This window comes from Saccharopolyspora sp. SCSIO 74807 (assembly GCF_037023755.1).
GTDB lineage: Bacteria > Actinomycetota > Actinomycetes > Mycobacteriales > Pseudonocardiaceae > Saccharopolyspora_C > Saccharopolyspora_C galaxeae.
On record NZ_CP146100.1, the window covers coordinates 709161 to 732772 of the forward strand.

The 23612-nt window shown below is 70.2% G+C and carries 23 protein-coding genes; 5 read left to right on the forward strand and 18 right to left on the reverse strand.

Annotated features, from left to right (window positions below; translation table 11 throughout):
- Positions 1-39: 39 nt before the first annotated feature.
- Positions 40-918 (reverse strand): DeoR/GlpR family DNA-binding transcription regulator, encoded by an 879-nt coding sequence (locus V1457_RS03170; RefSeq protein ID WP_233628530.1) that lies wholly within the window; start codon positions 916-918, stop codon positions 40-42.
- 377 nt (positions 919-1295) lie between these two features.
- On the opposite strand from V1457_RS03170, the gene V1457_RS03175 reads away from it, so the two are divergent.
- On the forward strand, positions 1296-2039 hold the full coding sequence (locus V1457_RS03175; protein ID WP_295149548.1) for an MIP/aquaporin family protein: 744 nt from the start codon (positions 1296-1298) through the stop codon (positions 2037-2039).
- A gap of 155 nt (positions 2040-2194) precedes the next feature.
- The gene (gene glpK / locus V1457_RS03180) at positions 2195-3697 is read left to right on the forward strand and encodes a glycerol kinase GlpK (RefSeq protein ID WP_200073429.1); all 1503 of its coding nucleotides are present in this window, start codon (positions 2195-2197) and stop codon (positions 3695-3697) included.
- Between the two features lie 507 nt (positions 3698-4204).
- Here the strand turns inward: glpK and V1457_RS03185 are convergent.
- The 4 genes from V1457_RS03185 to V1457_RS03200 form a co-directional block, all read right to left on the reverse strand.
- A complete protein-coding gene (locus V1457_RS03185) occupies positions 4205-4765 on the reverse strand; it encodes a GNAT family N-acetyltransferase (RefSeq protein ID WP_338599991.1) in 561 nt (186 codons plus the stop codon).
- 70 nt (positions 4766-4835) lie between these two features.
- A complete protein-coding gene (locus tag V1457_RS03190; protein ID WP_407074773.1) occupies positions 4836-5963 on the reverse strand; it encodes a macrolide family glycosyltransferase in 1128 nt (375 codons plus the stop codon).
- 659 nt (positions 5964-6622) lie between these two features.
- On the reverse strand, positions 6623-7006 hold the full coding sequence (locus V1457_RS03195) for a thiol-disulfide oxidoreductase DCC family protein (protein WP_200068621.1): 384 nt from the start codon (positions 7004-7006) through the stop codon (positions 6623-6625).
- 114 nt (positions 7007-7120) lie between these two features.
- Positions 7121-8524, reverse strand: a complete 1404-nt coding sequence (locus V1457_RS03200) for an NAD(P)H-quinone dehydrogenase (RefSeq protein WP_200068620.1) — start codon at positions 8522-8524, stop codon at positions 7121-7123.
- Between the two features lie 173 nt (positions 8525-8697).
- Here V1457_RS03200 and V1457_RS03205 point away from each other — a divergent pair, with 173 nt between their 5' ends.
- Together V1457_RS03205 and V1457_RS03210 are read left to right on the forward strand one after the other, a co-directional pair.
- Positions 8698-9150 carry a gamma-glutamylcyclotransferase gene (locus tag V1457_RS03205; protein ID WP_200068619.1) on the forward strand — a complete coding sequence of 151 codons (453 nt, stop codon included), beginning with the start codon at positions 8698-8700 and terminating at the stop codon, positions 9148-9150.
- Between the two features lie 49 nt (positions 9151-9199).
- Entirely contained in the window at positions 9200-9436 is a 237-nt protein-coding gene (locus V1457_RS03210) for a hypothetical protein (protein WP_338600004.1), read from the forward strand.
- A 104-nt stretch (positions 9437-9540) separates the two neighbouring features.
- Here the strand turns inward: V1457_RS03210 and V1457_RS03215 are convergent, their stop codons facing one another.
- From V1457_RS03215 to mbhE, 13 genes are all read right to left on the reverse strand, one after another.
- The gene (locus V1457_RS03215; protein WP_295149535.1) at positions 9541-10209 is read right to left on the reverse strand and encodes an HAD family hydrolase; all 669 of its coding nucleotides are present in this window, start codon (positions 10207-10209) and stop codon (positions 9541-9543) included.
- Between the two features lie 318 nt (positions 10210-10527).
- Complete coding sequence (locus V1457_RS03220; protein ID WP_338600008.1) at positions 10528-11286, reverse strand: hypothetical protein; 759 nt, start codon at positions 11284-11286, stop codon at positions 10528-10530.
- 70 nt (positions 11287-11356) lie between these two features.
- Complete coding sequence (locus V1457_RS03225) at positions 11357-12589, reverse strand: M20 family metallopeptidase (RefSeq protein WP_233626901.1); 1233 nt, start codon at positions 12587-12589, stop codon at positions 11357-11359.
- A 104-nt stretch (positions 12590-12693) separates the two neighbouring features.
- Complete coding sequence (locus tag V1457_RS03230; RefSeq protein ID WP_338600011.1) at positions 12694-13977, reverse strand: amidohydrolase; 1284 nt, start codon at positions 13975-13977, stop codon at positions 12694-12696.
- Between the two features lie 413 nt (positions 13978-14390).
- Entirely contained in the window at positions 14391-14705 is a 315-nt protein-coding gene (locus tag V1457_RS03235; RefSeq protein WP_338600014.1) for a hypothetical protein, read from the reverse strand.
- A 134-nt stretch (positions 14706-14839) separates the two neighbouring features.
- Positions 14840-15391 (reverse strand): hypothetical protein, encoded by a 552-nt coding sequence (locus tag V1457_RS03240; RefSeq protein ID WP_338600017.1) that lies wholly within the window; start codon positions 15389-15391, stop codon positions 14840-14842.
- A gap of 83 nt (positions 15392-15474) precedes the next feature.
- The gene (gene mnhG, locus V1457_RS03245; protein ID WP_338600020.1) at positions 15475-15822 is read right to left on the reverse strand and encodes a monovalent cation/H(+) antiporter subunit G; all 348 of its coding nucleotides are present in this window, start codon (positions 15820-15822) and stop codon (positions 15475-15477) included.
- Positions 15819-16085: a monovalent cation/H+ antiporter complex subunit F gene (locus V1457_RS03250; RefSeq protein ID WP_338600023.1), complete on the reverse strand. Its 267-nt coding sequence runs from the start codon at positions 16083-16085 to the stop codon at positions 15819-15821. The genes mnhG and V1457_RS03250 overlap by 4 nt, the downstream gene beginning before the upstream one ends.
- The gene (locus V1457_RS03255) at positions 16085-16639 is read right to left on the reverse strand and encodes a Na+/H+ antiporter subunit E (RefSeq protein WP_338600026.1); all 555 of its coding nucleotides are present in this window, start codon (positions 16637-16639) and stop codon (positions 16085-16087) included. The genes V1457_RS03250 and V1457_RS03255 overlap by 1 nt, the downstream gene beginning before the upstream one ends.
- Positions 16632-18164, reverse strand: coding sequence for a Na+/H+ antiporter subunit D (locus V1457_RS03260; RefSeq protein ID WP_338600029.1), 1533 nt, complete (start codon positions 18162-18164; stop codon positions 16632-16634). The genes V1457_RS03255 and V1457_RS03260 overlap by 8 nt, the downstream gene beginning before the upstream one ends.
- Positions 18161-18589 carry a Na(+)/H(+) antiporter subunit C gene (locus V1457_RS03265; protein WP_338600032.1) on the reverse strand — a complete coding sequence of 143 codons (429 nt, stop codon included), beginning with the start codon at positions 18587-18589 and terminating at the stop codon, positions 18161-18163. Before V1457_RS03265 ends, V1457_RS03260 begins: the two co-directional genes overlap by 4 nt.
- Positions 18586-19143, reverse strand: a complete 558-nt coding sequence (locus V1457_RS03270; RefSeq protein WP_338600035.1) for an MnhB domain-containing protein — start codon at positions 19141-19143, stop codon at positions 18586-18588. The genes V1457_RS03265 and V1457_RS03270 overlap by 4 nt, the downstream gene beginning before the upstream one ends.
- Positions 19140-21512 carry a hydrogen gas-evolving membrane-bound hydrogenase subunit E gene (gene mbhE / locus V1457_RS03275; RefSeq protein WP_338600039.1) on the reverse strand — a complete coding sequence of 791 codons (2373 nt, stop codon included), beginning with the start codon at positions 21510-21512 and terminating at the stop codon, positions 19140-19142. Before mbhE ends, V1457_RS03270 begins: the two co-directional genes overlap by 4 nt.
- 393 nt (positions 21513-21905) lie before the next feature.
- Here mbhE and V1457_RS03280 point away from each other — a divergent pair, with 393 nt between their 5' ends.
- A complete protein-coding gene (locus V1457_RS03280; protein WP_338600042.1) occupies positions 21906-23579 on the forward strand; it encodes a protein kinase domain-containing protein in 1674 nt (557 codons plus the stop codon).
- Positions 23580-23612 lie beyond the last annotated feature (33 nt).

The window sequence follows — 23612 nt, forward strand, 5'->3', positions numbered from 1 at the left end:
CGCCGACCCGCGCCCGCTCGGCACGTCCAGCGATGGTCATCATGCCCGGCCTGCGTCCTGCACGCCTGCCGCGCCGTTGCTGGTCGGACCCGGTTGCGGGTCCTCTTTCGCCGTGTTCGCGCCGATCTCCGCGGTGCGCCGGACGGTGGCGCCGCGCTCGCGCAGCACCTCGATGTCCGCTTCGCGCGTGTGCGAGTCGACGATCACGATGTCGAAGTCCTCCGCTGGCGCGACCGCGTGCAGCGCGCGCCTGCGGAACTTGGTGTGGTCGACGTAGAGCACTCGCCGGCTGGCCGCGGCGAGCATGGCCTTCTTGAGCTGCACCATCTCCTGCTGCGGGTAGCAGCAGATGCCGTCGGTGACCGCGGAGACCGACATGATCGCCTGGTCGACGCGCAGGCCGCGCAGCGCGTCCAGCGCCATGCCGCCGACGAAGGCGTCCGCCCACGGCAAGTAGTCGCCGCCGATCGAGATCAGGTGCACGCCCTGCTGCCCGGCCAGTTCGCCGAACACGCCGCGGTGGTTGGTCACCACGGTCAGCGGAGTCCGCTCCGGCAGCTTCCGCGCCAGGTAGACGCCGGTGGTGGAGTCGTCGAGCACCAGGGCCTGCCCGGGTTCGACGAGTTCCGCGGCGGCACCGGCCAGCTCGTGCTTCTCCGCCTCGTTCTGCTGCATCCGGTATTCCGAAGCCGCCTCGTACAGCAGCGAGGAGGCCGCGGAGACGTAGCCGCGGTTGCGGTGCACCAGTCCCTGGGATTCGAGGTCCGCCAAGTCGCGGTACACGGTCATCGCGCTGGCGCCCACGGTGGCCACCAGGTCGTCGATGCGCAGCGTCCCTTCGGCCATCACCAGCTCGGTGATGCGCCGCCGCCGGTCCTGCTGCTTGCCGGACGGGCGCCTGCCGGATGTCGCGGACATCGATGTCCCCCTCACCGCCGTATCCCCAGCGGGGACTTCCTGCATCGGGTGCCCATCCTCCTTGCCGAGCCCGTCGGCTGGCCCCGCGCCTCTCGGCACGGACGGAGCCGACCGCAGCTACACCGTCTTATTCGATAAAAACACCATCCTGAACCTATTGCAATGTTTGTTTTCACAAGTCTAATGTGACCGTGTTCTCCGGCGCGGTCCGAGCGCCGGAGCAGCTCCAACGGAGGAGGCCGACGCGCCGATGCGCACCCGTCGACCGCTCGCAAGCGCGGGCCGTTCGAGCCGATCACCCGGGGCCTCCCCGGTACCCACCTCGGACATGAGCTGCACTCGACCGCGCCGACGGCGCCGCGATTGAGGGGATCGGAATGAACCTCGGCGAGATCTTCCTGTGGGAGATGCTGGGCACGGCCATGCTCACCCTGCTCGGGTGCGGTGTGGTCGCGAACGTGACGCTGCGCCGGACGCTCGGGAACAGCGGCGGATGGCTGCTGGTGAACTTCGGCTGGGGCTTCGCGGTCTTCGCGGGCGCCAGCATCGCCGCGCCCACCGACGCGCACATCAACCCGGCGGTGACGTTAGGGCTCGCGGTGGACGGTCAAGTGCCCTGGTCACAGGTGCCCACCTACATCGTCGCGCAGATCGCCGGCGGCGTCCTCGGCGCCGTGCTGTGCTGGGCCGCCTACAAGCTCCAGTTCGACACCCACGACGAGCCTGCCCAGACCGGCGGCATCTTCTACACCGCTCCGACCGTGCGCAACGCGCCGTGGAACCTGGTCACCGAGATCATCGGCACCTTCGTGCTGGTGTTGTGGATCATCCAGACCCCCGGCTCGGAGCGCGGCCCGGACGGATCGATGGAGTTCGGCAACGACGCGCTGGGTTACGCGGCGGTCGCCTTCATCGTCATCAGCATCGGGGCGTCGCTCGGCGGCCCCACCGGGTACGCCATCAACCCGGCCCGCGACCTCGGCCCGCGGATCGCCTACGCGCTGCTGCCGATCCGCGGGAAGGGCTCCGCGGACTGGGGCTACTCGTGGATCCCGATCGCCGGGCCGATCATCGGTGGCGTGCTGGCCGGGGCGCTGGCCTCGGTGCTGCCGGCCACGTGAGCGAGCCGGCGGGCGCGCGGTACCGCCACGCCCGTAGGCGGGCGGTACCGCCGACCGCGGGCCCGCCGGGCTGCCATGCCCGCGGCACGTTCCCCGGGTGACACTGACCCCCGCCACGCGCGAACCCGCAGGAAACCTCCGAAAAGGACGACACCATGGCCTCCTACGTCGCCGCGATCGACCAGGGCACCACCTCCACCCGCTGCATGATCTTCGACCACTCCGGCCGGACGGTGGCCGTCGACCAGGTCGAACACCGGCAGATCTTCCCGAAGGCGGGCTGGGTCGAGCACGATCCCGAGGAGATCTGGAGCAACACCCGGCAGGTGTGCGCGGGGGCGCTGGCCAAGGCCGACCTGGTCAACTCCGAGATCGCCGCGGTGGGCATCACCAACCAGCGCGAGACGACGGTCGTGTGGGACAAGGCCACCGGCAAACCCGTCTACAACGCGATCGTCTGGCAGGACACCCGCACCGACTCCATCGTCAGCGAACTCGCCGCCGACGGCGGGCAGGACCGGTTCCACCAGCAGACCGGGCTGACCCTGTCGCCGTACTTCTCCGGCACCAAGATCCGCTGGATCCTGGACAACGTCGACGGCGTGCGCGCCCGCGCGGAGAACGGTGAGCTGCTGTTCGGCAACATGGACACCTGGGTGCTGTGGAACAGCACCGGCGGCCCGGACGGCGGGCTGCACGTCACCGACCCGACCAACGCTTCCCGGACCCTGCTGATGGACCTGGAGAAGCTGGAGTGGGATCCGGAGATCTGCCGCCAGCTCGGCGTGCCGATGTCGATGCTGCCGGAGATCCGCTCGTCCTCCGAGGTCTACGGGCACTTCCGGGAACGCGGCGTGTTCGGCGGCCTGCCGATCGCCGGCATCCTCGGGGACCAGCAGGCGGCCACGTTCGGCCAGGCGTGCCTGTCGCCCGGCGAGGCCAAGAACACCTACGGCACCGGCAACTTCCTGCTGCTCAACACCGGGACCGAGCGGGTGCTCAGCGAGAACGGGCTGCTCACCACGGTCGGCTACAAGATCGGCTCCAAGGACACGGTGTACTGCCTGGAAGGTTCCATCGCGGTCACCGGGTCGCTGGTGCAGTGGCTGCGGGACAACCTCGGGCTGATCGGCAGCTCGCCGGAGATCGAGCAGATCGCGCGGACCGTGGACGACAACGGCGGCGCGTACTTCGTGCCCGCGTTCTCGGGACTGTTCGCGCCGCACTGGCGCTCCGACGCGCGCGGCGCGATCGTCGGGCTCACCCGGTTCGTCAACCGCGGGCACCTGGCGCGGGCGGTGCTGGAGGCGACCGCGTTCCAGACCCGCGAGGTCATCGACGCGATGAACGCCGACTCCGGGGTGCCGCTGAAGTCGCTGAAGGTGGACGGCGGCATGGTCGGCAACGAGCTGCTCATGCAGTTCCAGGCCGACATCCTCGGGGTCCCGGTGATCCGGCCGACGGTCAGCGAGACCACCGCGCTCGGCGCGGCCTACGCCGCCGGGCTCGCGGTCGGCTTCTGGAGCGGCGAAGAGGACATCCGCTCGAACTGGGCCAAGGACCGGCAGTGGGACCCGCTGATGGCCGAGGACCGGCGCGCCGCCGAGTACCACCAGTGGCAGAAGGCCGTCACCAAGACGTTCGGCTGGGTCGAATGATCCGGTTCCACTGAAAACGTTCGCCGCGCCCGGCCGAGTGCCCCGGACGGACGCGGCGAATTCCGGCGGCGTGCTCGCGCCCCGCTGCTTTCCGGCGGCGACGCGAGCACGCCGCCGTTTTTGCGTTCACCGGAGTGCGTTTCCGACGCAATAAGACCTCAGCTGCAGCAACGAGACGACCCCAATGCGTGGGTACTGTGGGCCGAGTGGTGGGATCACCAGGACTGACTCTGAGCGCACAGCGATGAAATAGGACAAGTGATCCCGGACTCCCCTACACGGGATTCCGGGATCTCCGCCATCCGTATCATTCGCACCGCGGCGATCCGCCAGCAGCTTCACCACCTGGCGCTGTGGCACTTCCGTCGATCCCGGAAACAGGGCTTCCGGACGTTGCGGAAATGATCTGCGCAAGCAGCGGATCCGTCGACTCACCGGTCTCGTGCTTCGCACTGGAAACCTGCTGTCCTGTGAATTCTCAAGGCCACGGCGTTGGTGGTGACCGGCTCACGAGCTGCGCTGCGCGGCCTCCGATGCCGCCAGGCGCCACACCAGCTGAACACCGGTGCAGGCCGGCGCTGGCGGATCGGTCGCGTCGCGGCGGTCGACCTGGGTGAACCCGAGCGCTTCCGGGATGGCGCGACTGCGCAGGTTGGCCTCGTCGTGCACGATCTCGACGTGGTCGGCGCCGATCCGGAAGGCCTCGTCCACCAGCGCCCGCGCCGCCCGCCGCACGATGCCGCGGCCCACGTGATCGCGGTGCAGCCAGTAGCCGATCTCCAGTCCGCCGGGACCGATCCGCGCCATCAGGCTGGCCGAACCGATCACTTCCGAGCCCGGCCCGAGCACCGCGTAGTCGAACGCCTTGCCCTGCTCCCAGTCGCTGCGGCTGTTGCTGACGAAGTCCGTGGCCGTCTTCAGGTCGTACTCGGAGGTCGCCCACGGCATCCACGGCCTCAAATGCTCCAGCGACTCGGTCACCACCCGAAACGCAGCGGCGGCGTCCTCCAGACGCCACCGGCGCAGGTCCACCCCGTCGTGGTGCAACTGCTCGTTCGGCTTCTTCATGTCGGCGGAGTGTTCACCAAAACGCGGCGGCGGGATACCGGTTTTTCCGGTGATCCCGCCGTCCGCGTGGTCAGCGCAGCTGCTGCTCGGCGACATCGGCGGCCCGGCGCACCCCGCCGGCTTCCCGGATCTCGTCGCGCACCGCGCGCAGCCGGGAAGCGATCGCCGGATCACCGGTCACCTGCTCCAACGCTTTGCGCAGTGCTTCGGGCGTGGCATCAGCGCTCGGCAGGTGCGCGCCCAGCCCGAGTTCGGCGAGCCGTGCGGCGTTGGCGAACTGGTCCGCGGCTTGCGGCACCGCGATCATCGGGACGCCGTGGTACATCCCCTCCGTCGTGCCGCCCATCCCGGCGTGCGTGATGAACGCCGCGGCTTGCGACAGCACGCTGAGCTGCGGCACCCACCGGTGCACTTCCACGTTCGGCGGGATCGGGCCGAGATCGGCCGGTTCGACGACCTTGCCGATGGTCAGCACCACCCGCCAAGCCAGCTCGTCGAACGCGGCCAGGCAGCTGCGGTAGAACTCGGGTTGGTCGGTGTAGGCGGAGCCCATCGAGATCAACAGCACCGGCCGGTCGTCCGGTGCTTCCCAATGCCCCTGGAACGCCCGCTCGGTGAGCATCGGGCCGACGAAGGTGTATTCGTCGCCGACCGATTCGCCGCAGTACTGGAACGAGCGCGGAATCGTCACGATGCAGCGCTGCGGGCTCATCGTCCGGAACCTCATGTCCACGCCCTCGTCCGCGAAGAACGTGTCGGCTCGTTCCCAGACCGCTCGCATGGCGGGAGTTTCCTCCCAGCCGAACTGCTCCTCGAAGCCCTCGAACGCGACGTGCGTGGGCGACAGGCACAGCGCAGGAACGCCCCACTGCTCGGCCAGCACCGGCGCTTGCAACGCACCGATGTCGTAGATGACCAGGTCCGGGCGGTCCGCGTCGTAGCTCGCGGCGAGCTGCGGATGCACCGAGATCATCTCTTCGACGAACAGCAGCACCGCGGCTGCCTGGTCATCCGGCCATTCCTGCTGGGTCGACGCGGCGGGCAGCGTCGACTCGTACAGCACTACCTCGGCCCCGGCTTCCGCGATCTGCGGGGCGAAATCGGTGGTCGTGGCATATGTGACCCGGTGGCCGCGGGCCACCAGCTCGGTCACCAGCCCCAGTCCCGGGTTCACGTGGCCGTGCGCGGGCACGGCCATGAACGCGATGTGCGCGCGGCGGTTATTCAGCACCTTGACTCACTCCAAGCCGATAAGGGAGCCGCTGCATCGAGCGGCCGAGGACGTGGAGACGTGCCGTGGACGCAAGCGCCGACCGCGTAGTCGGCGCGCGTCAACACGGACGCTGTGCAGTCACAAAAAGAACAGGTGCATGAATGAGACCGTAACCGCGCCGCCGAAACCCTGTCATCAGATTATCCGGGCTCACCCCGCCGGCTAGTCGCCGTTCTCGCGCGCCGCAGGTGATCACCGGGATGCCCCTGTACCGGTGACCACCTGCGGTTTCTCCCCCGACGGACACAAAGTTACGCGGGTGCGGGGCGCCGCAGGATCGGCCGAAGTGCCGCGGAAAAGTCGATCGATCGGCCATCTGGCCAGCGGACCGGCGGGGATTCTCATACTTTCGGCCGACATTCGCCGCGGGTGCACCCGAGGCGAACCCCGTCCAGTGACTGGCGGGACGGGCAGCACCGGACCGTCCGGCAGCGAGTCGGGCAACGAGCGGGACGCGCAGCGAGTCAACGCGAGGTCCGAACCGCTCATGCCGGGTGCGCAGCAAGGACGCGCGCTGTCTCCCATGCGCCCAGAACGACGGTCAGCCGCCGAGCGATCAGGCGCAGGGCGTTCGTTCCGGAGGGTCAGGCGCCGGGCCGCTGCTCGGCAGGCAGCTGACAGGCCGGCGTGGCACCTGGCAGCCGGTGGCGGTTGGCTGAAACCCAGCGATACGCCAGGTCAGCAAGGGTCCGCAGCACCGGAGCCGAGATCAGCACGCCGAGCACCGACCACGGCACGCCGCAATGCTTGAGCAGTTCGGCCACCGCACGCGCCCCACCGAACACGCGACCTTCCTCGTTGACCCAGAGCACCTCGTGCCGCGCCCGCTGCTCGGTGGTGCGCAACGCGGCGAGGTCGGCCTCCTGCCAGGGCGTCAGCTCCGCGCGCAGCGGCAGCTTTTCGGCCAGCCGCACGCTGCGCGTGCAGAAACCGCAGTCACCGTCGTAGACCAGAACCGGTGTGGACATAACCGTGCAACCTCCCGTGCTTCCCGAGCCCGGCTTCCCGAACCGCGGGCCGCGAAAACGACCGCTCGGTGCGGAGGCGGTCCGGACGATCGAACCGGACGAGCGCGTACCCGGTCAGTCGAGGTCGTCGTGGCGCATCAGCTGGCGCCCGGCCTCGGTCAGCGAGCCCGTCAGCGACGGGTACACCGAGAACGTGTTCGCCAAGTTGTCCACGGTGATCTGGTTCTGCACCGCCAGCGCGATGGGCAGCACGAGTTCGCTGGCGTTCGGCGCGACGACCACGCCACCGACGACGACACCGGTCTGCGGGCGGCAGAACACCTTCAGGAAACCCCGCCGCAGACCTTCCATCTTGGCCCGCGGATTCGTCGCCAACGGCAGTTTCACCGTCCGCGCGGGGACTTCGCCGGAGTCGATCGCCTGCTGGCTGATCCCGACCGTTGCGATCTCGGGATGGGTGAACACGTTGGCCGCGACCGTTTTCAGCTTGATCGGGCTGACGCCCTCGCCCAGCGAGTGCCACATCGCGATGCGTCCCTGCATCGCCGCCACCGACGCCAGCAGCAGCAGACCGGTGCAGTCGCCCGCCGCGTACACCCCGGGAACCTTCGTGCGGGACACCCGGTCCACCGGTACGTAGCCGCCGCCGTCGGTCTCCAGGCCGATTCGGTCCAGCCCGATGTCACCGGTGTTGGGCACCGAACCCACGGTCATCAACGCGTGGCTCGCCTCGACCTGCCTGCCGTCGGCGAGGTGCACCAGCACGCCCTTGTCGGTGCGCTCCACTCGTTCCGCACGGGCGTGCTTGACGACCTCGGTACCGCGCTCGGCGAAGACCTCTTCCAGCACGCCTGCCGCGTCGGCGTCCTCGTGCGGCAGCACCCGGTCCCGGCTGGAGACCATGGTGACCTTCACGCCCATCTCGGTGTAGGCGGAGGCGAACTCGACGCCGGTGACACCGGACCCGATGACCGCCAGGTGATCCGGCAGTTCCGGCAGGTCGTAGAGCTGCCGCCAGTCCAGGATGCGTTCGCCGTCCGGCACCGCGCCGGGAAGCACCCGCGGCGTGGCACCGGTGGCGATCAGCACCACGTCGGCGACCAGCTCGTCCACTCCGCCGTCGAGGCGTTCGACACCGATGTGGTGCTGGGCCAAGCCGGTTGCCGGGTTGGTGAATCGCGCCCGGCCGGCGATGACCTGCACACCTTCCCGGCGCACCCGCGAGCGGATGTCCGCGGACTGCGCCAGCGCGAGCCCCTTGACCCGGCCGTGCACCACGGCGACCTCGGGCTCGATGCCGTCCGCGACCGCACGGATGCCCAACTCACCGGCGTCGCGCACGGCCGACCTGGCCCCCGCGGAAGCGATGAAGGTCTTCGAGGGGACGCAGTCGTAGAGCACGCACGCACCGCCGAGGCCATCCGGCTCCACCAGCGTCACGTCGGCCCCGTTCTGCGCTGCGACCAGAGCCGCCTCGTAGCCCGCAGGCCCGCCTCCCATGATCACGATGCGGGTCACTTCTGCGTTCCTCCCGTGCTCCGTGCCTTGTGGGCGCCGGGCTCACCGTACGCCGCGCGGACCGTCACCGATCCGGGTGGTACCGGCGATTCGCCGGTTTCCGGAACCCCGACGCGCAAGCGGTGACGTGGTCCACTCCGACATCCGGCACAACGATCGCTACCCTGTGGGACGTGCCGCTGTACGCCGCGTACGGGTCCAACATGGACCCGGCCCAGATGATGGACCGAGCCCCGCATTCGCCGATGGCGGGAACGGGCTGGCTGATGGACTGGCGGCTGACCTTCGGCGGTGAGGACTACGGCTGGGAAGGCGCGCTGGCGACGATCGTCGAGCACCCCGGCGAGCAAGTGTTCACCGTGCTTTACGACGTCAGCCCCGAGGACGAACGACAGCTCGACCGCTGGGAAGGCTCCGAGCTGCAGATGCACAAGAAGCTGCGGCTACGCGTGCAGACACTCGACGGTCCGGTGCTGGCCTGGCTCTACGTGCTGGACGCCTACGAGGGCGGGTTGCCGTCCGCGCGCTACCTCGGCGTGATGGCCGACGCGGCGGAGGCCGCGGGAGCTCCCGAGGACTACGTGGAGAAGCTGCGCATCCGTCCTTGCGGGAACGTCGGACCCTGATTCCACCCGCCCCGCTGGGCGAGAACCGCCGCCGCACACCGCGCGTGCGGTGATCACACGATCGCCACACGTCGGTGGAGAGGTCGACCTGGTCCAGGCGGACGGCGGAACGATCTCCCAGCAGCAGCGGCGCGAGCGGATCCGGCGGGAAGTGCTCGCACACGGCCGCGTGCGCATCGAAAGCCTCGTCGAGCAGTACGGCGCCAGCGGCATGCCCATCCGCGCCGTGCCGCTGACCGACTTCGACGCGGTCGATTTCGTTGTCCCGGAACCGCTGGCCGAATAGCTGCGCGGGTCCGGAGTGCACTCGGAGATCGCCGGCAGCCGACCGCGAGCGCAGGCTCCGCACGGGCCAGGGCGGCTCCGGGCCGCCCGGGAACAGGCAGCCGGCTACCGGACTCGCTGCTGCAACCGGTCCACCGCCCCGGGCGCTTCCGCCAGCGAGAACACGGCGATGTCCGGCTCGCGCAGCTGCTGCTGCGTCGGATCCGGTGGAGCTTCGCCGCGCACCACCCAAACCGTGCGCATCCCGAGCTGCTGTGCACCGCGCACGTCGGAGTCCAGGCGATTGCCGACGTGCACCGCGTGCTGCGGAGCCACCCCGGCCTGCCGCAGCGCGTGCCGGAAGATGGCCGGGTCCGGTTTGGCCGCTCCCACCAGCTCGGAGATCGCCCAGAAGTCGATGAACCCGGCGACTCCATCGCGCCGCAGCGCGTCCAAGACGACCGCGCGCTGGTTGGCGACCACCCCCAGCCGGTACCGCTCGGACAGTTCCCGCAGCGCGGGCAGCACATCCGGGTGCAGCGCCGCAGGCGGGTAGAACCAGTAGCTCTCCGCCCGGTCGGACAACCGCTCGCGCTGCCCGGGTCCGAGGAAGTGCTCGGCGATCGCGGTTCGCAGCGAACCGCTCTGCGACTGCCGCCGGGCGTCGTAGACCTGCTGGAACTCGGCTTCCACGAGCACGCCGCCGTTCTCCGCGACCAGCTCGCAGGTCGCGCGCAGCAGCGCCTCCCGATACCAGGAGTCGTCGTAGATCGGGCCGCCGACGTCGAGCAGCACCAACTCGATCCGCCCGCCGCGCGTCGAATCCGGAGCGTGCGAGTCCGTGTCCGCCGCGCACCGCCCGGTATTCGCATCCGTGGCGGAGGGAGCCCGTCTCGTGCCGTGGTCCACCTGAACCTGCCCGGAACCGGCTGACGACCGCGGGGCTTCTCGCGACACTTCGCGACCTCCTAGTCCCGGTGACGCGCCCGGGCCGACTACGCGCGAAACGTCGCACTGCGGCACGGGCTCGGTTCGGCGAGCCGGGTCCATCGCCGAACATAACGCATCTGACTGCATTCATCACAAGGCGACATGTGACGTTCCCGGCGGCGCTCATCCCTGAACTCCCGCCGACGCGGCGTGGATCCGGGCCACCACCGGCATCGCACCCGAGGGGCTGGTGCGCGCCAAGTCCAGCAACTCCGCGGCACGACGAGTACCGCGGCGATCGTTCCTGCGGGCCACCTGTTCGGTCACCGCGGATCGGAACCGCAGCGCGGCACCGCCGAGCACCGCCATGGCCTGCTCCAGGCAAGCCAGCGCAGTGCGCGGCGGTCCGGTGCACAGCAATTCGGCCAACGCGGCGTCCAATGTGTACACCCGCAGTCCGTCGAGTTCGAGCACATCGGACTCGCGGATCCACGCTTGGCGTACCACCAGTCCCGACGACGGCCGTGGCTGCTGGTCGTAAGGCACCGTCACGTGCAAGGAGTCAGCACCATCGGCCTCGGTGCAACCGTGCATGGCAACAGCGGTCGGCCCGGACAGGACCGCGTGCGGTCCCGCGCGCAGCAACGCCGCCTCGGCCCGTACCGCTGGTTTCCCGGCGAGCCCGGATGGTGCGGCGACGCCGGGAACGATCTCGACCCAGGTTCCGTCACCGAGCAACGCGCGCAGTGCCTCCGCACCTAATACGTGCTCAGCCGCGGGCACGGTCAACGCACCGTGCCTGGATCCTGCGGGGACGGCCTCGGCGCCCGGATCGCGGAGATCGGAGCGCTCGGCATCGCCGGGTTCCGGCCGCGGCACGTCCGCGTCCGGGCGGGAAGGTGAATGGCTCAGGGAAGCTCGTGCGAGCAGGTTCGCGGTCATACTTGATAGAGGCCGCGAACCTCCGCACAGATACATCCCGATCGGGTGAGTGCCATCCGGCCGGGCCGGCTCACTCCGCCAAGGCCGCCAGCGCGGTCCCCACCATCACGCGGATTCCCACCAGCAGCGCACGCTCGTCGAGATCGAACGTCGGCTGGTGCAGGTCCCGCGCCCGCGCCTGCCCGGAACGAACTCCGAGCCGCACGAACGACCCCGGCACGTGCTCCAAGTACCAGCCGAAGTCCTCCCCGCCGGAAGACTGCGGCGTACCCGTCACCGCGTGCTCACCCAGCGCCCGCTGGATCGCCGCGGACATCAACTCGGTGCTGTCGGCCTCGTTGACCACCGGCGGAACCCCACGCCGGTGGTGCAGGTCGAAACCGACGCCGAGCGGCGCCAGCAAACCGCCGACCAGCTCCCGCACCAGCGGCTCCAGCTCCGCCCACGTCCCCCGGTCCCCGGTGCGCAGCGTGCCGGTGAGCACACCGCTCTGCGGGATCGCGTTCGGCGCCTCCCCCGCGTGCACCGCACCCCACACCAGCACCGTCCCGGTGCGCGGATCGACGCGGCGGGACAGCAGCGCGGGCAGTCCCGTGACCAGCGTGCCCAGCGCGTGCACCAGGTCCGCGGTCAAGTGCGGCCGCGAGGTGTGCCCGCCCGGCGAGTTCAGCCGGATCTCCAGCAGATCGCTGGCCGAGGTGATCGCGCCCGGCTTCACCCCGACCCGGCCGACCGGCAGTCGCGGGTCGCAGTGCAATCCGAAGATCCGTTCCACGCCGTCGAGCCCACCGGCCGAGAGCACGTCCAGCGCGCCACCCGGCATGACCTCCTCGGCGTGCTGGAAGATCAACCGGATGCGCCCGGGCAGCTCCGGCGCGGTTGCCAGCGCCAACGCCGTGCCCAGCAGGATCGTGGTGTGCGCGTCGTGCCCGCACGCGTGCGCGACCCCGTCCTTGCCGGACGCGAACGGCAGACCCGTCGCCTCGGTCAACGGCAGCGCGTCGATGTCCGCGCGCAACGCGATGGTGCGCCGCGGCTGCCCCTCCGGACCGAGGTCGCAGAGCAGGCCGGTGCCGCCGGGCAGCACCCGCGGGCTCAGCCCGGCCCCGGTCAACTGCTCGCAGAGGAACGCGGTCGTGTCGTGCTCGGCGCGGGAGAGCTCCGGATGGGAGTGGACGTGCCTGCGCCAGGCGAGCACGCGGTCGGCGTTCGCCGCGAGCCAGGCGTCCAGCCAGGCCGGTCCGCGGCCGGCACCGAGATCTTCCAGGCCGGACTGCTCGTCGGACCCCACGCCGGACATCATGTCGCCGAACGCCGCGCCGGGCATTCGCGGCTCGCGGCCTCGTTCGGGTGCCTGCGCGGCACCGCTCGACGAATTGCGCGGGTCCGGCCCCGTATCCACTACCGTCACGGCACGCCTCCCGACGTGTTTTGCTCCGCGGCCGCGCGGAGACCGTGCTCCGCGCCTGCCTCGCTGTGCTTCCCGGCTGGGCGATTCCGGGCCGCCGCCAGCGCCGACCGGTGATCCGGCTCGGTCGCCGCGGTGATCGCCGTCCAGGCCATCGCGATCGCGCCGTCGAGCACCGCCCGGGCGCCCGATGCCGAGGCGCACGCTGCGGCGAACTCGGCCTGGTGATTCACCGCGTCGCCGCAATCCACCGCGATCATCGGATGGATCGCGGGCAGCCGCCGGGTCACGTTGCCCATGTCGGTGCTGCCGATGATCCGGCGCTGCGCCTCGGCGCGTCCGATGGGACGACGGCCGAGTTCGGTGACGGCCGCGCGGTAGGCCTCCGACAGCCGTTCGTCGGTGGCCAGTTCGGCGTACACCGGAGAGACCTGCGTGACCTCGTGGGTGCAGCCGGTCGCCGTGGCGCCCGCCTCGAAACACGCCCGGATGCGGTTCTCCAAGCGCTCCAAGGAGGCGGAACCGGCGGCACGCAGGTTGTACGTCGCCGCGGTGTGCGCGGGAACGATGTTCGGCGCGGCGCCGCCCGCGGTAACGATACCGTGCACCTGCTGCGCGGGTTCGAGGTGTTGCCGCAGCAGTCCGATGGCCACCTGCGCGACGGTCAGCGCGTCGCCCGCGTTGACGCCGAGTTCCGGCGCGGCGGCGGCGTGCGCTTCCCGGCCGGTGTAGCGCACTTCGAGGTCGTTGATGGCCAGCGAACGCGGTGCGCAGATGTCGTCAGGGCCCGGGTGCACCATCATCGCCATCCACAGGCCGTCGAATTCACCGCGCTCGAGCATCAGGACCTTGCCGCCGCCGGTCTCTTCGGCCGGAGTGCCGATGACGCGCACGGTGATCCCGAGTTCGTCGGCGACCTCGGCCAACGCGAGTGCCGCGCCGACGGCCGCTGCGGCGATCAGGTTGTGGCCGCAGGCATGGCCGATCTCGGGAAGCGCGTCGTACTCCGCGCAGATCCCGACGACGAACTCGCCGCTGCCGCGTTCGGCGGTGAACGCGGTGTCCAGCCCCGCGACCGGCGCCCGCACGGTGAAGTCGTGTTCGCTGAGCAGCAGGGTGAGTTCGGCCGCGCTGCGGTGTTCGGCGAACGCCGGCTCCGGGTGCGCGTGCAGGTCGCGGGCCAGCTCGATCAACTCGGTGCGATGTCGCAGGACGGCTTCGCGGCAGCGGTCGCGCGGCCCCGTCGCGGGCTCCGTTCGGCTGGGAATGCGGGCGGTGCTCATTTGCGCCCATCCTGCACGAGCGGCGCATGCCGGTCGCTGCGCGGGAGCCCGGAAACGTCGGCCGGTCAGCGGATTGCGCCGGGCGGCAGCGGGTGTTCAGCCGCGGAGTAGAAGTTCAGCTTTCAACTTCCGCGAAAGATATCGGGCGCGGAGCGAACTCGCGGAAAAGGAGGGTGTGGGCCGGCACCGGTCGGGGGGCTTCCCGGTGCCGGCCCACGCAACGGAGGGACGTCGTCCCAGTTCGCGAACCGTCCCTGCCGGGAGCACGAGACGCATCGAGCACGCCGCGCACTACCCGCGCGGTTGTGAAAATCCCACAGGTTAGCCCGCCAGGTCTAGTCCATAGCGAGAAATCTTCGGAAAGAATGCCGAAAACCGACCACGCTGCCGTTTTCGGCGAACCGCCCGCGGCGCTAGCTTTTCCACTTGAAGCCGAACATCGGCTTCTTGCGCCACCTGCGCGAGAGCAGCACGAGCGCGATCAGCACGACACCGCCGATGCCGCTCAGCAGCTGCTGCTGGTCCATCGGCTGCGGGTTGTCCCCGGTGAGGTCCGGCCCGGGAGGGGCCTGCGCGGGCAGTGCCGCCAGCGGTTGCGGTGCGGCAGCCGCGACCTCATGCGCGGGGACGAGCCCGGCGGCGTCGGCGGCGGGGCCGGTCGTGGCGGGGACGAGCAGCAGAAGCCCTCCGAGCGTCAGGACCGCCAGCAGTCGCCCGATGCGTCCCATGCGCACTCCACACCTTTCCACGCAAGATCCTTCGGCGGCCGAGGACCGCACCAGGCCATTTGATCACATCGGGCGTCGTCACCGCCGCCGTAAGAGCAAGGTCGCCCGAATCGGCGCAACGCCTTCGACCGCGCTCAGCCCGTGGTGTAGATCGACATGCCCTTCGACGGGTTGTCGCAGGCCGTCTTCATGCGTTCGCCGGAGGGCAGCACCTGGCACCGGTAGCCCTGCACGGTGGCGCTCCTGCTGGAGCCGTCGTACTCGTCGGCGGGCAGGTTCATGTACGCGGACATCACGTTGATCGCCTCGGTGCACCCGGCGTAGGAGCCGTCGGCTCCCCGGCGGGAGAACAACGAGTAGCTGGCACCGGCCTTGTTCGTGACGTCGCCGCAGGCGAGGTCGCCGCCCGGGTCGTCTCCGCCCGGATCACCCGGCGTTTCGCTCGTCGTGCCCGGAACCGGGGTCGCGGTCGGCGCCGGACTCGACGCGGCGGACGACTCCGGGCTCTCCTGCTGCTCGGCAGTGCTCGGCGTGGGCTGCCCGGCGCTGGTCGCCGGGGTCGTCGCGACAGGGACGTGCGGTGGCACCGTCACCGAAGCCGGCTCACCCCCGCCGGGCGCGGGCTGCCCGCACCCGGCGACGGCCAGCACGCCGAGCAACGAGCCGATGATCAGCAGCGGGCGCATGGAGCCTCCGGGCGTTGAGCCGAGCTATCGACCAGAAGACGCGGACCGACCCCCGAGGTTCGGCGCTGGTGACCTAGAACACATCACCTGTGTTCGCGTTCCCGGTGGATCCGGTCGCCCAGCTCGTCCACCAGCAGCGTGTCCCGGCGGATGCTGTCCGCGCGATAGGCCGCCCGACCGACCAGCTGCGCGAGGACCGGCGAGGTCAGCATCTGGAACAAGCCCACCAGGATCAGACCGGTGGCGTAGCGGAATTCAAGCTGCACCGCGGTTCCGATGAGGATCAGGATCAGCCCCAGCGTCTGCGGCTTCGTCGCCGCCTGCAGGCGCGCGACCACATCCGGGAACGTCAGCAGCCCGATCGCACCGAGCAGGCAGGACAGCGCGCCTCCGATCAGGCACACCGCGGACAACACGTCGAGCAAGCTCACCGGTACGGCTCCTTCTTCTCGACCAACCGGGCAGCGCTCACCGAGCCGATGAACGCCAGCAGCGCGAACGCCGCCAGCAGCGCGATGTTCGACCCGTCCTGCTGCCTGCCCATCGCCACGCAGGTGCCGACCACGATCAGCGTGACCAGCACGTCCAGCGACACGATCCGGTCCAGAGTGGTCTTGCCGCGGATCATCCGCACCAGCACCAGCAGACCGGCCACGCACAGCAGCGCCAGGGTCACGACGAACACCACGTGCATCAGGAACCCGCCTTCCGGAGCTTCTTGTCGCGGTCGACCAGCGCGACCTCGTGCGCAGATCCCACCGCGCGCACCACCCGGGCCTCGAGCGCGAGCACTTCGCGCCGCACCGAGGCGTCCTCACCCGGCCGCATCCCGAGCACGTAGACGTAGCAGATGGCGTGCTCGCGATCGACCTGCAGCACGAACTTGCCGGGTGCCAGCGACACCCCGTTGGCGATCATCGCCGTGAGGTGGTCGGAGTCGGTCAGCAGCGTCACCGCGACGATGCCCGCTTTGGTGTCCCCGCGATGCCGCAACGCCTGCCAGGACACCCGCAGCGTCGAGACCACCAGGTCCCACGCGAGGTAGCCGATCAGCTGCACCAGCGGGACCGGCCGGACCACGATGTTCGTGAACACCGGGGGCGGCGGGAACAACGCCGTGATCAGCACCGCGACCAGCACGCCGAACACCAGCGTGCCCAGGTCGAGCGTGCCCCACAGCAGGATCCACACCACCGTCAGCCACAGCACCAGCGGCAACCTGCGCGCAAGGCGGGACAGGTCAGTCATGAGCGTCTCCCAGCACCGCGCTGCGGTAGGTACTGCCGTCCATCAGGTCCTCGGCGGCGCGATTGCTGACCCCGGACAGCGGCCCCGCGACCATGGCGATCACCAGGCTCGCGGTGACCAGCACGCCGGTGGCCGCGATCATCGGCCGGGTGGAGTTCCCAGTGCCGACGACGAGTTCGTCAGTCGGGTCCGGGTCGGCTTCCGGCGCGCGCACCTGGCCCCAGAACGCCCGGGTCCACACCCGCGCCACCGCGTATAGCGTCAGCAGGCTGGTGAGCACCGCGCCGCCGGTGACCACGTAGGCGGCCCAGGTGCCCGCGCCGATGCCGGCTTGTAGCAGCGCCAGCTTCGCGACGAAACCGGAGAACGGCGGCACGCCCGCCAGGCTCAGCGCGGGCAGCGCGAACAGCACCGCGATCGGCGGCGCCGCTCTGGCCAGCCCGCCCATCCGGCTCAGCGCGACCGTGCCGGTGTGCCGCGTGATCAGACCGCTGACCAGGAACAATGTGGCCTGCACGGTGATGTGGTGCACGACGTAGAGGATCACGCCGGTCAACCCGACGATGTCGTAGACGCCGAGTCCGAACAGCATGTAGCCGATGTGACTGACCAGCAGGAACGACAGCATCCGGTTCAGGTCGTTCTGCGCGAGCGCGCCGAGCGCGCCGACCAGCATGGTGATCAGCGCGATCGCCAGCATCAGCTCCCAACCGCGGGGGTGGTTGAACACCAGCGTCTGCGTGCGGATCAGCGCGTAGACACCGACCTTCGTGAGCAGTCCGGCGAAGACCGCGGTGACCGGCGCGGGCGCGGTCGGATAGCTGTCCGGCAACCAGAAGTGCAGCGGCACCATCGCCGCCTTCACCCCGAACACGATCACCATGAGCAGCCCGAGCGCGATCTGCAGGCCCTCCGGCAGCAGCACGACCTTGCCGCCGAGGTCGGCCATGTTCACCGTGCCGGTCGCCGCGTACACCAACGCGATCATCGTAATGAACAGCAGCGACGAGGTGAGGCTGACGATCACGTAGGTCATGCCCGCGCGCACCCGGCTGGCCGTGGTGCGCCGCGTGATCAACACGTACGACGAGGACAGCATGATCTCGAAGGCGACGAACAGGTTGAACAGGTCCCCGGAGAGGTAGGCCAGCGAAACGCCCGCGCACAGCACCATGTACATCGGGTGGAACGTGGTGCTCGCCCGTTCGCGGCCGTAGTCGGTGAGCCGCTGGCCGATGGAGTAGATCAGCACGGCGAACGTCACCACCGCCGAGACCATCAGCAGCAGCGCGGAGAGCCGATCGGCTACCAGCGTGATCCCCGCGGGCGCCGGCCAAGCACCCATCTGCAGCACCAGCGGCCCGTAGGTATCGGTGACGTAGAGCAGGAACGCGCCGTCGACGATGATCGCGGCCAGCACGACCAGGCCGATGATGCGCTGGAAGTCGGCGAACCGGCCCAACGCCAGGGACAGGCCCGCAGCGGCCAGCGGCAGCAGTACGGGCAGCGCCACCAGGACGGTCACTGAGTGGCCTCCCGCTCGAGTTCTTCTTCCTGCACCTGGTCCTCTTCGGACTCGGCCAGTCTGCGTTCCAGCCGCCTGATCCGGCGGTCCTCCACGTCGTCGCGGACTTCGTCGTGGCCCAGCAAGGTCCACGAGCGGTAGGCCAGCGCCAGCAGGAACGTGGTCAGCGCGAACGTGATCACGATCGCGGTCAGCGCCATCGCCTGCGGCAACGGGTCGGTCATCTGCTCCGGTGGGGCGTCGCCGAGGATCGGGGCGCGCCCGGGCGGTCCGCCTGCCAGTTGCAGCAGCAGGTTGCCGCCGTGTCCGATGATCACGATGCCGATCAGGATGCGCATCAGCGAGCGCTGCATCAGCAGGTAGAAGCCCGCCGAATACAGCGCCGCGACGACCAGGGCCATCGCGATGTTGACGGAGCCGCTCATGATTGCCCCCTCGCGGCCGCGGCGGCGTCGGCCTCCACGCCGGACCCGAGGGTGCGCAGCAAGTCCAGCACCACGCCGATGATCAGCAGGAACACCCCGATGTCCAGCACCAGGCTGGTGACGAACTTGATCTCGCCCAGCAGCGGGACGACGGCTTTGAAGGTGGTGCTGGCCAGCAGCTGGCCGCCGAACAACGTGGGCAGGAAACCGGTGAGGGTGGCGATGGTCAGTCCGACGCCGATCAGCACCGGCGGGCGCAGCGAGATGATCGCGCTGTCGTCCATCCGGCCGCCCGCGAGGTAGCGCAGCGCGAACGCCTGCCCGGCCACCAGGCCACCGCTGAACCCGCCGCCTGCCCGGTCGTGCCCGGCGAACAGCAGGTAAACCCCCAGTACCAGCACCGTGGGGAACACGATGCGTGCGGTGAGCTCGAGCAGCACGGTGCGTTCCCGCCCGTCCCGCGGGAAGCCGGTCAGCAGCCAGCGTTCCCGGGGTGCGTCCCAGTTCGTCCACGGCTTACCTGCTCGGCCTGCGGTGATGCGAGGGTCGGTCATTCGCGCACCTCCTCCTGGCGGCTGCGGTCCCCGCCCGGCGCGGCCGGTTCGGCGACCTCGGTCGTGCGGCGCGTGCTGCGGCGCCTGCGCTCGTGCCGGGAGGCCAGCACGAGGCTGGCGACGCCGGTGGCGGCAACGGCGAGCACGGAGATCTCGCCGACCGTGTCGAACGCGCGGAAATCGACGATGATCGCGTTCACCACGTTCGTGGCACCCGCGCCCTGCTCCGCGTTGTCCATGTAGAAGGCGCTGACTTCGGAGGGGTACTGGCGCGCGGCGCTGAACACGACCGCGGCCAGCGCGATGAACACCCCGCCCGCGACCGACAGCGCCAGCTTCGGCCAGCGCAGCAGCCGGGCTCTGTCGCCCTTGGTGAACCGCGCGGGCAACCGCCGCAGCACGAACACGAACGCGACCATCGTCAGCGTCTCGACGAGGAACTGGGCCAACGCCAGGTCAGGTCCACCGTCGATGATGAACAGCCCACCGATGCCGTAGCCGATCACGCCGACCAGCAGCACAGCGGTGAGCCGCCGCTTCGCACGCACCACCGCGACGGACGCGACGAGCAACAGCACCGCGAGCGGCACCTGCAGCAGGTTGTCGTAGAACCGGATGTCTTCGGTGAGGCGCAGCTGCGGCAGCAGCACCGAACCCGGCACGATCAGCACCGTGAGCAGGATGATCGCCAGGTAGGTCGGCAGCGAACCGACCTGCAGGCGACCGGTGACGCCGACCGCGATCCGCTCCAGCAGCGCCATGATCCGCTCGTATCCGCGCTGCGCGTCGAGGAGCCGCGGAAGCCTGCCGCGCACCGCGGTCAGCGGAACGCGCATCGCGTGCAGCCACAGCCCGCCGGCGATCGCGACGACCGAGAACAGCAGCGGCAGTTCGAAGCCGTGCCACAGTTCCAGGTGCAGCGGATCCGGTCCCGGCCCGAAAATCGCGGCGTAAGAGGACGCGAGCTCGTCGGTGAGCGGGTAGCCGATCCCGAGCCCCACTCCCGCGATGGCAGGTATCGCCGCAGGAACCTGCAGCACCGCTGCGGGATGTTTCGCGCTCGTAGCGGCCACTCCGGGCTTGGTGGCGAACGCGCCCCACAGCACTCGCGCGCTGTAAGCCACCGTGAACACGGAGCCGAGCACCAGCACGAGGTCGATGAACAGACCCGGACGTCCCTCGCCGAGGAATGCGCCGAACGCGGCCTCCTTGCCCAGGAAGCCCAGCATCGGCGGCAGCCCCGCCATCGAGGCGGCGGCCAGCACCGCAGTGGTCGCCAGCACCGGCATCCGCCTGCCCAGCCCGGACAGCTCGCGCACGTCCCGGGTGCCCGTCTCGTGGTCCACGATGCCGACCACGAGGAACAACGTGGCCTTGAACATGCCGTGCGCGAGCAGCATCGCCGCCCCCGCCAGCGCGGCCGCGTACGTGCCCTGCCCCATCAGCACCATCAGGAAGCCGAGCTGGCTGACGGTCCCGTAGGCGAGCAGCCGCTTGAGATCCGTCTCGTGCAGCGCCCGCCAACCGCCGAGCACCATCGTGAACAGCCCGAGCACCGCGGTCGGCACCGTCCACCACGGCACGTCCGCGAACACCGGGCCGAGCCTGCCCACCAGGAACACTCCGGCTTTGACCATCGACGCCGCGTGCAGGTAGGCGCTGATCGGCGTGGGCGCGACCATCGCGGCGGGCAGCCAGTTGTGGAACGGCATCTGCGCGGACTTGGTGAACGCGCCCGCCAGGATCAGCACCGCGGCCACCACCAGCGGTGTCCCCTCCGGGGGCCGAGCGACGATCTCGGAGATCCGGTAGCTGCCCGCCGCCTCGCCGAGCACCACGAACCCGAGCAGCATCACCAGCCCGCCGAGCGTGGTGATCATCAGCGCCTGCAGCGCCGAGCGCCGCGACTCCCGGCTGATGCCCGCCTGCCCGACCAGCAGGAACGAGCAGATCGTGGTCAGCTCCCAGAACACGTAAACGGTGAGCAGGTCGTCGGCCAGCACCAGCCCGAGCATCACCCCGGCGAAGGCCAGCAACAGCGGCGAAGATCGGCGCGCGTCACCGCTGCCGGAGTGGAAGTAGCCGATCGAATACACCAGCACCAGGGCACCGATGCCGGACACCAGCAGCGTGATCAGCAGCGCGAGCGGATCGAGCCGGAAGGTGAACTCCAGCCCGAGCAGCGGCGCCCAGGTCACCTGCTCGACGACGGCGCTGCCTGCGAGCACTTCCGGCGACCGCGCCAGCACCCAGATCAGCGCACCGGCGGGCGGCAGCGCCGCGATCACGAACGCCGCTCGCGTGCTGCGCCTGGCCACCATCGGCAGAGCCAGGGCCACCAGCAGATGCGCGAGGACGAACGCGAGCAAGGGCACCTCCCGGTAAGCCGGTGATCGTCGACCTCGGACCAGGCGACCCCACGGGATTGTTCTGCACCCCTGCGCGGCACACCACCGGGTGCGGCTGCCGTGCGGGACGGGGTCGCCGGACGGGTCGCGCCCGCCGACGGTGGTCCCGGTCGCGCCCAACTTATCCGAATCCGACCCCGTGGTCATAATTCGCGCTGATCAGCGTTGGCGCCGTTCGCGGCCGTTTTTCGTTGCGACGAAATGACCTTGGGCGAATTGCGGGGGCACGGACCGCGCGGCCCGCGTGGGGAAGTTCACTAGGTGTAACGCGCTCGCCGAGGGTGATCCCCACACTCGGCGCCGGACTTTTCCGGTCCGCCCGTGAACCGGGCCACGCGAATGGACAATGGGCGGGTGCCGAAGACAGCAGACACCGGCGGGAACCGCCTGATCGCCGAGCGCTACCGGCTGGAGCAACGGATCGGTGGCGGCGCCATGGGCATCGTCTGGGCGGGCACGGACGAACTCCTGCGCAGGCCGGTGGCGGTCAAGGAAGTGCTGCTGCCCGCGGGGATGCCCGAGACCGAGGCCGCCGAGCTGCGCGAGCGCGCGCTGCGGGAGGCTCGCGCGATCGCGCTGCTGACCCATCCCAACGTCGTGACGCTCTACGACGTGGCCCGCGAGGACGGCGAGCCGTTCGTCGTGATGGAACTGGTGCCCTCGCAGAGCCTGTCCGCGGTGCTGGCCGAGCACGGCCCGCTGTCCGACCAGCAGCTCGCCGTGATCGCCGACGGCGTGGCCGCCGCGCTGGAGTCGGCGCACCGGTCGGGGATCGTGCACCGCGACGTGAAGCCGGGCAACGTGCTCATCGGCGACGACGGCCGGATCAAGCTCAGCGACTTCGGCATCTCCCGCAACGTCGCAGAGCACACCATCACCGCCACCGGGATCATGCTCGGCACCCCGGCGTTCATCGCCCCGGAGATCGCCACCGGCGATCCGGTGACCGCTGCCGCCGATCTGTGGGGACTCGGCGCCACCCTCTTCGCGGCGAGCACGGGCGAACCGCCCTACGACGCGGGCGACCATCCGGTGGCCACGATCAACGCGGTGGTCAGCGGCCCGGTCCCGGCACCACCGCGGCACGGCCCGCTCGCCGAGGTGATCAGCGGTCTGATGGTCAAGGACCCGGCAGCGCGGATGCCCCCGCACGAGGTGCGCAAGCGGGTGCAGCACCTGCTGCCGGTGGCCGGTTCCCTGCCGTTCGGCATGTTGATCGACCCGGAGGCCCCGACGGTGCGGGTCCCGGTGCAGCAGAAGCAGCGGCAGCCGACGCGGACCCCGCAGGAGCCGGAGCCCGCAGCGCTGGCGTCCGATCCGGGGCCGCTGCCGTTCATGCTCAGCGAGGACGCCCCGGCACCCGCACCAGCGCGGCGCCGGTTCCGCTGGGGCGTGCTGGTGCTGGTCTGCACGGCGCTGGTGGTTTTCCTGATCGCCACCGTTGCGGGGTTCGCGGGCGTGCGGATCTACGCGGGCGAGCCGCCGCTGCCCGGACTGCCAGGGGCCGCTTCGCCCGTTCAGCCTCCGCGCACCGTGCGCTACGTCGACGACGCGAACGGGGGCAACGGCGCGGACGGTGGCTCGTTCTCGGTGCTCGCTCCCGCGGGGTGGGACACGTTCCGGGACAGCCGGGAGCGGCCCGCCGAGAGCAGGTCCGTGCGCCTGGTGTCCCCGGACGGCACGAGCGAAGTCGCCGTGGAGCGCTTTCCCGGCTACTACCGCGAAGGCCACACCATGCAGGAATTCATCGACACGCTCCCGGAACGGACCGGGTCGCCGCCGCAGATCTCGCTGAACCAAGCCATGGGCGAGTCCGCGGGTGGCGGTGAGCCGGATCGGCGGTTGGTCTACGTCAGCAAGCAGACCAGCCTGCTCGGCGCAGCGGCTGCGCAGGCGCCGCGGACCACCTACGCCTACCTGACGGCCCGGGACGGAGATCTGTGGGTCGTGCGGGTCGACTCGAATCAGGCGCAGGCGGGTGATCAGCGGTTCAAGGAGGCGCTGGACAGCTTCCGCACACCCGCGTGAGGCGGTCCGCTTCGCGAGAGCGGTCCGACCGCG

Excerpts from the sequence above, each read along its gene's own strand:
- V1457_RS03170 (WP_233628530.1), bottom strand. The coding sequence starts at position 918 with ATGTCCGCGACATCCGGCAGGCGCCCGTCCGGCAAGCAGCAGGACCGG.
- V1457_RS03175 (WP_295149548.1), top strand. The coding sequence starts at position 1,296 with ATGAACCTCGGCGAGATCTTCCTGTGGGAGATGCTGGGCACGGCCATG.
- glpK (WP_200073429.1), top strand. The coding sequence starts at position 2,195 with ATGGCCTCCTACGTCGCCGCGATCGACCAGGGCACCACCTCCACCCGC.
- V1457_RS03185 (WP_338599991.1), bottom strand. The coding sequence starts at position 4,765 with ATGAAGAAGCCGAACGAGCAGTTGCACCACGACGGGGTGGACCTGCGC.
- V1457_RS03190 (WP_407074773.1), bottom strand. The coding sequence starts at position 5,963 with ATGGCCGTGCCCGCGCACGGCCACGTGAACCCGGGACTGGGGCTGGTG.
- V1457_RS03195 (WP_200068621.1), bottom strand. The coding sequence starts at position 7,006 with ATGTCCACACCGGTTCTGGTCTACGACGGTGACTGCGGTTTCTGCACG.
- V1457_RS03220 (WP_338600008.1), bottom strand. The coding sequence starts at position 11,286 with ATGACCGCGAACCTGCTCGCACGAGCTTCCCTGAGCCATTCACCTTCC.
- V1457_RS03225 (WP_233626901.1), bottom strand. The coding sequence starts at position 12,589 with ATGATGTCCGGCGTGGGGTCCGACGAGCAGTCCGGCCTGGAAGATCTC.
- V1457_RS03230 (WP_338600011.1), bottom strand. The coding sequence starts at position 13,977 with ATGAGCACCGCCCGCATTCCCAGCCGAACGGAGCCCGCGACGGGGCCG.
- V1457_RS03235 (WP_338600014.1), bottom strand. The coding sequence starts at position 14,705 with ATGGGACGCATCGGGCGACTGCTGGCGGTCCTGACGCTCGGAGGGCTT.
- V1457_RS03240 (WP_338600017.1), bottom strand. The coding sequence starts at position 15,391 with ATGCGCCCGCTGCTGATCATCGGCTCGTTGCTCGGCGTGCTGGCCGTC.
- V1457_RS03250 (WP_338600023.1), bottom strand. The coding sequence starts at position 16,085 with ATGCACGTGGTGTTCGTCGTGACCCTGGCGCTGCTGTGCGTGGCCGGT.
- V1457_RS03255 (WP_338600026.1), bottom strand. The coding sequence starts at position 16,639 with ATGACTGACCTGTCCCGCCTTGCGCGCAGGTTGCCGCTGGTGCTGTGG.
- V1457_RS03265 (WP_338600032.1), bottom strand. The coding sequence starts at position 18,589 with ATGAGCGGCTCCGTCAACATCGCGATGGCCCTGGTCGTCGCGGCGCTG.
- V1457_RS03270 (WP_338600035.1), bottom strand. The coding sequence starts at position 19,143 with ATGACCGACCCTCGCATCACCGCAGGCCGAGCAGGTAAGCCGTGGACG.